The sequence below is a fragment of the Neobacillus niacini genome (assembly GCF_023715415.1).
Taxonomy (GTDB): domain Bacteria; phylum Bacillota; class Bacilli; order Bacillales; family Cytobacillaceae; genus Neobacillus; species Neobacillus niacini_C.
The window spans coordinates 125,340-137,908 of sequence record NZ_JAMBOB010000001.1 but is presented as its reverse complement, the minus strand read 5'-3'; the positions used below and the strand labels follow the sequence as shown (position 1 = coordinate 137,908).

Sequence of the window (12,569 nt, the reverse complement as noted above, 5' to 3'; positions counted from 1 at the left end):
AAAAACGTCTACAAAAGGCATACAAATTGGGATACATTTTCGAATGTATTTTCCCGTTACTCTTTTTGCTGGTCTTTTTATGTGAGTGGATTTCTAGCAATAGAAAAAAAACCTCCACAAAGGATGTTTATGGTAAAAATACCTCCTAGACCTACTCGTTTGCTTCATGATGAAGAACCGATTTATTTACCAAAAAGACTTATCAAATTTTCATAAAATATTTCGCTTGACGAAGTAATTTGTTCTGTGTTATTTTTGTATGCATGTTGGTTTTCAAACCAGTTATTAACAAATCGATTTTCAAATGATAGTTACTTATTTTCATAATAAAAACAATGGTTTTATAGAAAGGAGAGTAATAGTTGAATACTTTAGCAGGCGCGAAACGATTACAACTTGCTTTACTATTAGGATCACTTGGCCTTTTAGGTCCTTTTACAATCGATACGTACTTGCCATCATTTCCTACGATTGTGAAAGACTATGATACAACTGCATCTCTCGTTCAAGTTAGTTTAACGACTTGCCTACTCGGATTAGGACTCGGTCAATTAGTTATCGGACCGATGAGCGATGTGCAAGGCCGCCGGAAACCACTCAGGACTTTCCTCTTTTTGTACTTAATCGCTTCAGTAATTTGTGCATTTTCACCCAATATTTACACCTTTATTGGCGCCCGCTTCATTCAAGGCTTTGCGGCAGCAGGCGGTCTCGTTATTTCTAGAGCGATCGTTCGCGATCTCTACAGTGGAAAAGAACTGACTAAGTTTTTTTCATTATTGATGTTAGTGGGAAATCTCGGACCGATCGTGGCACCGATTGCGGGAGCCATCATCCTGGCGTTTACAGACTGGTCAGGAGTTTTTCTAGTTTTATCATGTATAGGAATCCTATTAGTTTTAATGGTTTCATGGAAACTAGAGGAAACCTTACCTGAGGATAAACGTGTCCCAAGTAATTTTTCACATGTCGTTAAGAATTTTGGTTCCTTGTTCAGGGATCGAGAGTTTACAGGATATGCCTTTACTCAAGGGTTAATCGTTGCAGGGATCTTTGCATATGTTTCAGGTATTCCGTTTGTTTATCAAAATATTTACGGTGTCACTCCGCAAGTATTCAGTTTATTATTTGGAGTGAATGGTGTTGCATTGATTATTGGAAGTCAACTTGTTGGACGTTTAGCAGATTTCATATCTGAAACGACTTTCTTAAAAATCGGGTTATTTACGGCTAACATAGCGGGTGCTGTGTTACTAGCAGCACTTCTATTGAAGGCGCCACTGATTGCCGTTGCAATCCCTATCTTCTTTTTTATTGCGTCATTAGCCGTCATTTCTTCAACTTCGTTCACATTAGCTATGGAGAAACAAGGCCATATAGCGGGAAGTGCCTCTGCGCTTTTAGGTCTATTGCCATTTGTTCTGGGGTCTTTAACATCTCCGCTTGTTGGAATAGCAGGAGAGTATTCTGCCATTCCAATGGGGGTTATCATGTTGGCAACGAGCTTTATCGCTTTATTGATTTATTTTGGAGTAGTCCGAAACGTTTTCAAGTTTCAGCCAAGAAGCTTAAAGGAAATTTTCAAATTAAGGGATAATAGAAACGCCTGACTGTGATCAGTCAGGCGTTTTCACTTCTGCAATAATAACCTTTGACGGTGCCTGTTACTTAGATAAGTGGCAGGTTTTATTTTGGTCATGGGCAACAAACTCTACAAAATGCTTATTCCAATTCCGGTGTAACCTCATCACCCATTTTATTGCTAGATTCTGAATTAAGAAATGCCCGAGTAAAGAAATTTCCCACGGGCATTTTTTTCTGTTTTGGAGTAAGCCCCAAAGCCTCAAATGTATATATTTCAAATACTTTTCTTCTCTAAAGTACAAAAATAAAAACTAAAATACAATAATTGATCATGATGAAATGGTATTCTATTCGACAAGTAAATAAAGTATTGAATTGAAAAATGTTGAGAGAAGGTAAGGTTATGGAATATAGTCAAGGAAAAATCCTTGCGAATGAAATTAAAAGAAGGCCGCTTATGCTGGTCTTAATTTCAGGTGCTTTTGTGGCGGTTTTAAATCAAACCATATTAACTACGGCATTACCTGATATTATGAAAGATTTAAACCTGGATGCCAGTGTAGCTCAGTGGTTACAGTCTATTTTCTTACTGGTTAATGGCATTATGATACCCATCACTGCTTTTTTAATTGAACGATTTTCTACAAGAGGATTGTTTCTAACGGCGATGGGACTGTTAGCAATAGGGACTTTGATTGGTTCAGTTTCACCTAATTTCGCTTTCTTAATGCTTGGTAGGATTCTTCAAGCAGCAGGTGCAGGTATTATTATGCCATTAATGCAAACAATTGTATTTCTAGTTTTTCCTGTTGAAAAACGTGGAACAGCAATGGGGCTGTTTGGATTGGTTATAGCATTTGCTCCTGCAATAGGACCAACCTTATCGGGTTGGCTTGTAGATCATTTTGATTGGAGGAGTTTATTTTATATCCTTTTGCCGTTCATTGTAAGTAATATATTAGTAGCCTTTTTTATTTTGAAAAATGTAACAATACAAAAGTTTTCTAAAATTGATATTTTGTCCATTGTATATTCTACACTTGGTTTTGGCGGGATATTGTATGCTTTTAGCACAGCTGGTGGAAGTGGATGGAGCAGTGTACAAGTCATTGTATCAATGCTAGTTGGTGCTGCTTGTCTAGTATTGTTCATTGTGCGCCAGGTAAAAATAGATCACCCTATCTTACGTTTTAGTGTATTTAATTACAGGGTGTTCACTGTCACTACTATTCTTGGAATGATCGTTTTTTTGTCACTAATTGGCGGTTCCGTTATACTACCGATTTATATGCAAAATATGTTGAAGTTTACGGCATTTGAATCTGGATTAATTCTGTTACCAGGTGCACTTGTTATGGGGATCATGAGCCCTGTTACAGGTAGGCTTTTTGATAAATTTGGTGCAAGATGGCTATCAATTATAGGTTTAATCATATTGGTCATAACTACATTTATGCTAAGTAATTTAACCCAGAACACAACGTTCAATTACTTAGCAGTTGTTAATGCGATAAGAATGTTTGCTGTTTCGATGGTATTAATGCCGGTTACAACAGCTGGATTAAATGAACTGCCACCTGAATTAATAGCGCATGGTACAGCAATGAATAATACAATGCGACAAGTAGCCGGAGCAGTAGGAACAGCTGTACTTGTCACTGTCATGACAAATTATTCAGTGCCTGCAGCAGGTGTTAGTGGATTAATCCATGGTGTAAATATATCGTTTATTGTAGCAGGTATTATCGCTTCAATAGGTCTTTTACTATCTTTTTTTATAAAAAACAAACAACCTAAAGTAGAATCCTTCAAAGTGACCAGTTTGGAAAACGAAAACAAATAACTTTTAAAAAGGGAAGCAGGTTAATTACGCATTATTTTTATGCGCGATTAACCTGCTTTTTTTGTCCTAGTAGTATTTTTACGCTAATATAAATTCACACTGGATCGTCATTTATCTATTAGATGGTGTCTTTCTCTGAATTGCATAGGAGTGATTCCACATACTTTTTTGAAAACTCTAGTAAAATAACTTTGATCGTTAAATTGTAATGATGAAGCTATTTCTGATATTGAGGTTTTGCTGTAAATGAGCGATTTTTTTGCTTCGTCAATTCTAGTTTGCTGAATATAATCACTGACAGAAATGCCAGTCTCCCGTTTAAATAATATAGACAAGTACTTTGGGCTCAGGTCAACCTTTTGGGCTATATCATCATGGTTTATCTTTTGATAAATATTCTTATAAATATAGTCTTTACAAATAATAACCGTTTTAGAATAGTTTTCGTCCTTTATTTGTTTTACATTCTTGGTAAATGTAGTAAGAACTTCTCTAGCTACTCCCTTAACTTCATCTAATCGTTGCATTTCCTCTAAGTTTTGAATAAAACTATCATGTAAGGAATAAGCTAAATCTTCATTTAGTCCTCCTTCAATAGCTGCCCGTGATACTAAAGAAATGAGGGAAATAATATGGTTTTTTAATGAACGAATATAGCTTGATTTTGATAATACACTTACAACCTCTTCCTCCATCCTTAGCAAAGAAACTTTTTTTAATTCTTCTGGCCTTCCCTCTCTTACCATTTGTAAGATTTTCTTCTCAAATAAACTGTCACGATGAATAACATTGGATTTCAAAATCTCAGAAACGTCGATGTGCACTTTTTCAATTATATTATTTGGATTCGTCGATCCGGAACTCTCATTCATTACCGAATTTGGAGAAATGAGTTCGTTATTGAAAAGGTGATGGACAAATATACATATACTTTTTTGTTTCTTAGATTCTATAATAGGCAAAGACTTGTAATAATGAATTACTTTTTCGCGTTGAAAAAATGCATTTGTATCATTGATTATGACATCAATCTTTTCTTCAGATAATGGAAAAGAAAGAATGGGTCCGATTATTGCTGTCCCTTCGAAAACTTCATCATTCACCACACTAATTAACATGTATTTGTCAAAATACGATGATTTCCTAATAACAGGAAAATGAAAATCCCTTCCGAACTGATAATTCAAATGTTTAAAGAAGTGCTCTTTTTCGTTAGCTAGCAAAGGATTCAAAATTTGATGATTTAAATCTTCATAGATTACATTTCCTTTTGGATCGATGAAGAAAATCGATAAGTTTAAACTATCCACAATAAGGTTACATTTATTTCTAATATTTTCGATGTTAGCGTTCAGATGTACCATCCCCCAATAAAAGACATAATTCCGTTATATCAACTCTTATGATAAGACTATTAAATTCGAATTTTAATAAATTTCTAAAACTTTATACTTATATTAAAAAAAAAAGTACCAGAATGCAATAAAGGTTATTAAAATTGATTTATTCTATATTTGAAAGTGCTTCCAACTTGATGTCTCTTAATTCTTAGTACACTAAACTAATTTAATGATTTGGGTTATTGATTTATTTTTAATAGCTCCCAAACAAGGAAGGGAGGAGGATAAAAACTATCATAAAAAATTTGAGCAAAAGACTGTCATTAAATATAGTCCATAGGGGTGGACAAGTTAGTAAGAGGAGTTTTTTGGATTTATTCTTCATACTATTTTGTTAATTTAATTCGTTTTGTTAATTAGGGGGATGGAAATATGTCAAATGTTGAAATAAATAGTGGTCAAACATACAATACAGCAAAGTTATGGCAAATTGCCTTATTTACTTTAAATAACAGCTCTACGAATCTTCACATGCTTATTCTAACCTTTGTTACTTACTACGCAACAGGGATTGCTGGACTTGCTGTTATGGTGGTAAGTTCGCTATTAATGGCAGCACGATTATTCGACGGCATCATCGATCCCGCGATTGGCTATATTATTGATAAAACAGAGGGGAAATTTGGAAAGTATACACCGTTGATCGTAATAGGAAACATTATTTCGGCAGGCAGTATTCTTGTGATTTACAGTGTCACTCACAATTTACCTGAATCCATGCAGTTCCTTTTCTTTACTAGTATGTTAGTTATTAATAAAATTGGTTACTCTTTACAAACTAGTGTTACAAAAGCTGCCCAAACTGTTTTAACCAATAATCCAAAACAGCGGCCGTTGTATTCAATTTTTGATGGAATCTTTAATGCTTTATTTTTCACTGGTGGTCATCTTTTCGTTTCGGCTTATCTTGTTAAAAAATATGGTGGTTTTACTCTTCCTGTATTTACGGAATTAAGCTTTTATGGACTTATTCTTTCAGCGTTATTAGCAGTATTAGCAATCGTAGGTATCTGGTCAAAAGATAAAAGAGAATATTATGGTTTGGGAGAAGAAGGTACAAAAACCACCTTACGTGAATATTGGGGTGTTGTTAAAGGAAATAGACCGTTGCAGATGCTTTCGATTTCCGCGGCCTTTGACAAACTGGGATTAACTATTTTTAGCTATTCTGTCGTCGGTGTCATGTTGTACGGTATTTTATTAGGGGATTATTCTTTAAGCGGTAAAATAGGTCTTATTACGTTAGTACCTGGAATATTAATTACCTTTGCAGCAGTCGGAATCGCAAGAAAGACCGGTTTAAGAAAGTCTTATATTATGTCAGCATGGATAGGGGTGTTATCCTTCCTAGGATTAATTGCTCTATTCTTGTTAATCGATGACCCTACTTCCATTTCACTCTCGAATATTGGGACATCTACTATCTTATTCCTATTTTTAATGGCAATAGCCAGTGGTTTCTCAAGGATTCCAACAACGCTTGTTATTCCAATGATTGCAGATGTTTCTGACTATGAAACACATAAATCTGGACGTTATGTACCAGGCATGATGGGCACAATATTCTCGTTTATTGATCAGCTTGTTTCATCGTTAGCTCCAACAATCGTTGGTGTCATCGTTGGTATCATAGGGTACAAAGAAAAATTCCCTGAAGTTGGTGAAGTGTTAACTACACCTTTGTACGTTGTAACATTATTGTTAGCATTCGGTTTACCTGCTGTTTGTTTACTGGTATCCATTACTACAATGAAGTTTTATAAACTGAATGCAGAGAAAATGGAAGATATTCAAAAGGGAATTGCTGAAATAAAAGCAAGTTCAAAAAAAGGAATTATAGAAATACATGAAAACCTGAGTTAAACCCTAGCTGGACTATAAATCGGTTAAGGACAATAAATCAACAGTGCTCCTTAATCGATTTTTCTTAGTTTTAAAAAATATAAAATTCTATTGGTAAATTCATAGATACTAATAAAATGTTAATAAAAAAAGTACTAAACTACAATATTTGTTGTTTAAGAATTAACATAAAAGGTAGGTTAAGTTAATTGGAGGGGTTTTATGGGGAAATTTGATGGCAAGGTAGTTTTAATTACTGGTGGTGCAAGAGGTATGGGGGCAGCTCACGCTCGAGCATTTGTTAAAGAAGGAGCAAGTGTTGCTATTTCCGATATTTTAGTAGAAGAAGGAGAAAAGTTAGCTGCGGAACTTGGTGAACAAGTGAAGTTTTATCATCATGATGTAACCAATCAGGCAGAATGGGAAGCGGTCGTAGATGATATTGAGAATACATTTGGCCCAATCCATGTTTTAGTTAACAACGCAGGTATTGTTTTAATGAAATCTATACTAGAAATGTCGGAGGAAGAATATCGTAAAGTCATTGATATAAATCAGGTTTCCGTATTTCTAGGAATGAAAAGTGTGTTACCTTCAATGCGTAAAACAAAAGACGGTTCCATTATCAATATTTCTTCCTTAGCTGGTTTCCGAGGCTCAAGTCACGGCTCCGTAGCTTATTCAGGTTCTAAGTTTGCACTTCGTGGTATGACAAAAGCAGTAGCTCTAGAAATGGCTAGCGAAGGTATTAGAGTAAATACGGTTCATCCTGGTCTTATTTTAACTCCTATGACTGTACAGAAAGGTGCAGAAGAGATTATAGAACATCTTTCCAAAGAAATTCCAATGAAACGGGCAGCACAACCGGAAGAAGTATCAAAGCTTGTTATGTTCTTAGCATCTTCAGACTCCAGCTTCTCAACGGGGTCAGAATATATTTTGGATGGAGGACAATTAGCGGAACTGTAAAAATGTGAAAGCATGAACAGAATTGATAACTATGATAATCGATAAGTGATGAAAGATTTAGGAGGAGTTAGGATGAGAAAAACAATACTTATTAATGAAAATTGGAAATTTGTAAAGGAAAATGTTGGAGCCACGGAAGTATTTACAGCACCAGGTGAAAAAGTTAATATTCCTCATACATGGAATGCCATTGATGGGCAAGATGGAGGGAATGATTATTACAGGGGTACTTGCTGGTATGGTAAGACTTTTTCTAAACCAGTATTAAATAATGGTGATCAGTTATATCTGGAATTTAGAGGTGCAAATTCTACAGCAGAAGTTTGGGTGAATAATCATAAATTATGTACACATGATGGAGGTTATTCTACTTTTAGAATAAACATAACAGACGCCTTGCAAGAAGAAAATGAGCTGGTAGTTTCTGTTGATAATGGACCTAATGATAGGGTATACCCGCAGATGGCGGATTTCACGTTTTATGGTGGGATATATCGGGATGTATACATAGTGATCGTGCCTAACAGCCATTTTGATATGGATTATTTTGGAGGGGATGGATTTCAAATATCTTCCGAGATAAATGAGAAAACTGCAGTTGTAACTTTAAAATCATATATTTCAGGGGAAGCTGAAGTTGTTCGTTATACAATCGCAGGTGTGGGAAATGTAGAAGTACCTGTTTTAGATGGAGTTGCTTCTGGTAGTTTGATAGTTTCAGAAGTTCACTTATGGGATGGAGTGGAGGATCCATATTTATATCAAGCAAAAGCAGAACTTATCAAAAATGGTCACGTCATTGATCAGGTTGATAGCCGTTTTGGCTGCAGAACTTTTTCGTTTGACAAGGATAAAGGATTTTTCTTAAACGGCAGGTCTTATCCTCTTAGGGGTGTATCTCGTCACCAAGATAGAATAGGTGTTGGAAACGCCATAACGAAAGAAATGATGCAAGAGGACATGGAACTTATAAAGGAAATAGGTGCAAATACTATCCGTCTCGCACATTATCAACATGACCAGTACTTTTATGACTTATGCGACGAATATGGAATGATCGTTTGGGCTGAAATACCTTACATTACTGAACACATGCCAAATGGCAGAGAGAATACAATTAGTCAAATGAAAGAATTAATCGTACAGAATTTTAATCATCCGTCTATTATTTGTTGGGGATTATCGAATGAGATTTCCGTTACTGGTGTAACAGATGATCTGATGGAGAATCATAAGATATTAAATGATTTGGCACATAAAATGGACCATACTAGACCAACCACTATGGCTCATGCTTTTATGCTTGAAATTGATGAACCTTTGGTATTTTTACCTGATGTTATGTCCTACAATCTTTATTATGGGTGGTACTTAGGGGACGTGACTGATAATGACGTATTTTTTGATGACTTCCATAAAAAATATCCAGATACAATTGTTGGTTTAGCTGAGTACGGAGCAGATGCTAATCCTAGATTACAATCTGCAATGCCTGAGAAAGGAGATTATTCGGAACAATACCAGTGTGTATATCATGAGCATTTGATAAAAATGAGTGCAGAACGTCCATATCTTTGGTCGACTCATGTGTGGAATATGTTTGACTTTGCAGCAGACGGTCGTGATGAGGGCGGCAAGAACGGAATAAACCAAAAGGGACTTGTTACTTTTGATAGAAAATATAAGAAAGATACGTTCTATCTCTATAAGGCATATTGGAGTAAAGAACCCTTTGTACATTTATGTGGAAGAAATTATATAGAACGTCATGAAGAAGAAACGGAAGTGAAGGTCTATTCAAATTATAACAGTGTTGAACTTTATAATAACGGAGAGCTTGTAGATAAGCAAAGTGGTGAAAAAGTATTTACATTCAAACTGAAACTACAGGGTAACCATAGAATTGAAGTAAAAGCAGGTAATTGTTCAGATGAAATCACCATATGTAAAGTGCCAGAACCAAATAAGGCTTATCAGTTAGAGGGAAGAGAAGTTATTAATTGGTTTGATGAGCCAGACATGAATTGTCCAGAAGGCTATTATTCTATTAAGGATGTCATGGCAGATATACGGAAATCCACAGAAGCAGCCAAAATTTTAGATGATATGATATTTTATGTAAAGTCCAAGCGTGGAGACGTCGCAAAAAAAGTTAAACAATCGAAATCCATGGCAAAAGCTATGAATGCCATGACGGTTGAAGCTCTGATTAAGCAAGCAGGTGGATCTATTCCGAAGTCAATGGTTGTTGAAGTCAACAAATCTTTAAATCGAGTCAAGAAAGTGAACGATATAGTTGTTGAGCTAAAAGAAGAAAACTATTCAATTTAATATATTTCCTTTTTCTTAACTGTTTCAATTAATTGAAAATGGTTTGAGTTAGATATCCATTAGAATAGAAGGTAATTTTTATGGAAATTGCTGTTCCTGCTCATATGAAGAAAATCAATAAAAGTGTAATATTAGCTAACATTATAAAACATGGAATGATTTCGAGGGTAGAATTAGCTAATATAACTAAGTTAACAAAGGCAACTATATCAACACAAGTATCACATTTAATTGAAGAAGGATTACTCATTGAGACCCATCAGGAGTATTACAATGTTGGGAGAAAGCCAATCATGCTTTCTCTCAATTACCATGCCGGTTATGCAATAGGAATTGATTTGGACTATCGGGATATTACATTTACTGTATCTGATTTAATAGGAAAACCAATTCATTCCGATAAAGTAGAGTTAGGAAACTCGAACTATGATGAGGTTCTTCAAATCTTAATAAGCCAAATTAATAAGTATAAGGAAACATATTTTCAAAGTCGTTATGGAATTGTGGGTGTGGTAATTGGAATCCATGGAACTGTAAAGAATGATGAAACCATAGGTTTTGTTCCACAGCATAAATGGCAAAATATGAACCTAAAGAAAGACCTTGAGCAACATTTAGATTTGGCAGTAACGATTGAAAATAATGCGAATTTATGTGCATTTGCAGAAAAAGTATTTAGTTGCCATACAAGTGAGAATTTAATCAGTATTAATATGTATTCTGGAATAGGTCTAGGAGTCTTGATGAATGGAGAATTGGTAAAAGGGTATCTTGGTTATACAGGAGAAATTGGTCACATGATTATCAATCCTGATGGCAAATCTTGTAATTGTGGGAATTCTGGTTGCTGGGAGCTGTATGCTTCTGAAGGCAGCTTCTTTAAACAATTATCGAAAAAAATTGGTCAATCAAAACTGAACTATAGGGATATCAAAAATTTTATTAATGATAGAGACCCAGTAGTCATGAATGAAATTGATGAATATATTAAGTATATCGTAGTCGGTCTAAATAATATTATTAATTTGCTAAACCCCGAGACGTTGGTATTAAATAGCGAACTATTGAAACTAATTCCTGATGCAGAAAGTAAAATTAAAATGAAATTAACCTCCTCGATTAGTAGTTATAAAGAAATATTATTATCAAAACTTGGAACACATGCATGTGTCATGGGTGCCTGTGCACTAGCTATAAAGAAATTTTTAGAAATCCCTGAGTTAAGCTTACCTGTTGCTTAAAAAATAGGAATATTTAAATTAACCCGACAAATTCCTGTCGGGTTAATTCAGATAGGTTAGTAAAAAGCTAGGACAAATGTTTGTCTTGCTTGACTGGAAAATGACATAGAGCCCAATTTCTAAAGATACTTCTTCTATTCCATCTTTTATTTTTTTGATCCAACTTCAGTTAAAATATTTTCTATATATGGTTGTTGCGCTTATATTTACTAATCGATTTAGAATATTTTTATTATATAATAGAAAATAAGAAAAATGTGTCTTTATCTACAGTTTCAGTCATCACGAAAGGAAGATGAATTACATGAAAAATGCTGTTCTCTTTTTGACGCAATTGCTTATTCTACTTGCCATTTATAGTGTATCTAATTACATAGTTCAATTAATAAACCTGCCTATACCCGGCAGTGTCCTGGGAATGATTCTATTATTCATATGCTTATCTATGAAAATAGTAAAATTAAACTATATTGAAAAGGCTGCAGAGTATCTTATCAAACACCTTGCATTATTTTTTGTTCCATATGCGGTGGGTTTAATGACTTATGGTGATTTAATTAAAACGAGTGGATGGAAATTACTTCTTATGATCGTTGGTAGTACGGTGATAGGATTAGTTGTAACTTCTGGAATCACACAATACTTATCATCGAAGGGGACTAAGAAACATGTACGGTCTGACTCTATTTAATATTAGTTTAACTTTACTTATCTATATCGGTCCAAGGGTTTTATATAGACACATCTCCAACCCTTTTACGACTCCAGTATTGTTAACAACGATTTTAGTTATAATCGTTTTAAGGATAGTGGATATAAATTATGAACAATATACACCGGCTAAAGAATGGTTAACTTACTTGCTGGGTCCTGCGACAGTAGCGCTGGCTGTTCCTATGTACAAAAATCGCCTCGTAATTAGGGAAAAAGCCATACAAGTTTCTGTAGGGTTAACTGTAGGGAGTCTTGCTACAATAGCTTCTGCTATAGGGATCTCAAAGATGCTTAATCTTTCAGAAAGGATACAGGCTACTTCTGCTGTTAAGGCAGTTACGACCCCAGTGGCAATTGAAATCGTTCCTATTATTGGTGGAGATCCGACATTAGCTGCAGTACTTGTGATTACTGCAGGAATCTTTGGAGCTGCCTTTGGCTCACTGTGCTTAACATTATTTAAGATTCACGATCCAATCTCACGCGGTCTGGGAATTGGAACTGTGTCACATGGTATCGGTACTAGCCAGGCGGTAACAGAAGGTAGATTACAAGGAGCTGTGTCCAGTGTAGCAATGGGTGCCGCTGCAATTCTTACCTCTATAATTCTTCCACTGATTTACAAACTGTTTAATTAATATGATT

General features: G+C 35.1%; 9 protein-coding genes. 8 read left to right on the top strand and 1 reads right to left on the bottom strand.

The features are described from left to right. Nucleotides 1-362: 362 nt before the first annotated feature. Both M3189_RS00590 and M3189_RS00585 read left to right on the top strand, forming a co-directional pair. On the top strand, nt 363-1,610 hold the full coding sequence (locus M3189_RS00590) for a multidrug effflux MFS transporter (RefSeq protein WP_251630840.1): 1,248 nt from the start codon (nt 363-365) through the stop codon (nt 1,608-1,610). Nucleotides 1,611-1,987: 377 nt separating this feature from the next. Beyond that, nucleotides 1,988-3,427: a DHA2 family efflux MFS transporter permease subunit gene (locus tag M3189_RS00585; RefSeq protein ID WP_251630838.1), complete on the top strand. Its 1,440-nt coding sequence runs from the start codon at nt 1,988-1,990 to the stop codon at nt 3,425-3,427. Between the two features lie 107 nt (nt 3,428-3,534). Here the strand turns inward: M3189_RS00585 and M3189_RS00580 are convergent, their stop codons facing one another. Then, the gene (locus M3189_RS00580) at nt 3,535-4,791 is read right to left on the bottom strand and encodes a helix-turn-helix transcriptional regulator (protein ID WP_251630836.1); all 1,257 of its coding nucleotides are present in this window, start codon (nt 4,789-4,791) and stop codon (nt 3,535-3,537) included. Between the two features lie 408 nt (nt 4,792-5,199). On the opposite strand from M3189_RS00580, the gene M3189_RS00575 reads away from it, so the two are divergent. The 6 genes from M3189_RS00575 (at nt 5,200) to M3189_RS00550 (ending at nt 12,562) form a co-directional block, all read left to right on the top strand. Further along, nucleotides 5,200-6,690, top strand: a complete 1,491-nt coding sequence (locus M3189_RS00575) for an MFS transporter (protein WP_251630833.1) — start codon at nt 5,200-5,202, stop codon at nt 6,688-6,690. A 201-nt stretch (nt 6,691-6,891) separates the two neighbouring features. After that, nucleotides 6,892-7,638, top strand: a complete 747-nt coding sequence (locus M3189_RS00570) for an SDR family NAD(P)-dependent oxidoreductase (protein ID WP_251630831.1) — start codon at nt 6,892-6,894, stop codon at nt 7,636-7,638. A 72-nt stretch (nt 7,639-7,710) separates the two neighbouring features. After that, complete coding sequence (locus M3189_RS00565) at nt 7,711-9,969, top strand: glycoside hydrolase family 2 protein (RefSeq protein WP_251630829.1); 2,259 nt, start codon at nt 7,711-7,713, stop codon at nt 9,967-9,969. A gap of 80 nt (nt 9,970-10,049) precedes the next feature. Next, entirely contained in the window at nt 10,050-11,210 is a 1,161-nt protein-coding gene (locus M3189_RS00560) for an ROK family transcriptional regulator (protein WP_251630827.1), read from the top strand. A gap of 295 nt (nt 11,211-11,505) precedes the next feature. Beyond that, on the top strand, nt 11,506-11,901 hold the full coding sequence (locus M3189_RS00555) for a CidA/LrgA family protein (protein WP_353057385.1): 396 nt from the start codon (nt 11,506-11,508) through the stop codon (nt 11,899-11,901). Next, complete coding sequence (locus tag M3189_RS00550) at nt 11,879-12,562, top strand: LrgB family protein (RefSeq protein ID WP_251630824.1); 684 nt, start codon at nt 11,879-11,881, stop codon at nt 12,560-12,562. Before M3189_RS00555 ends, M3189_RS00550 begins: the two co-directional genes overlap by 23 nt. The last annotated feature ends 7 nt before the right edge of the window (nt 12,563-12,569 follow it).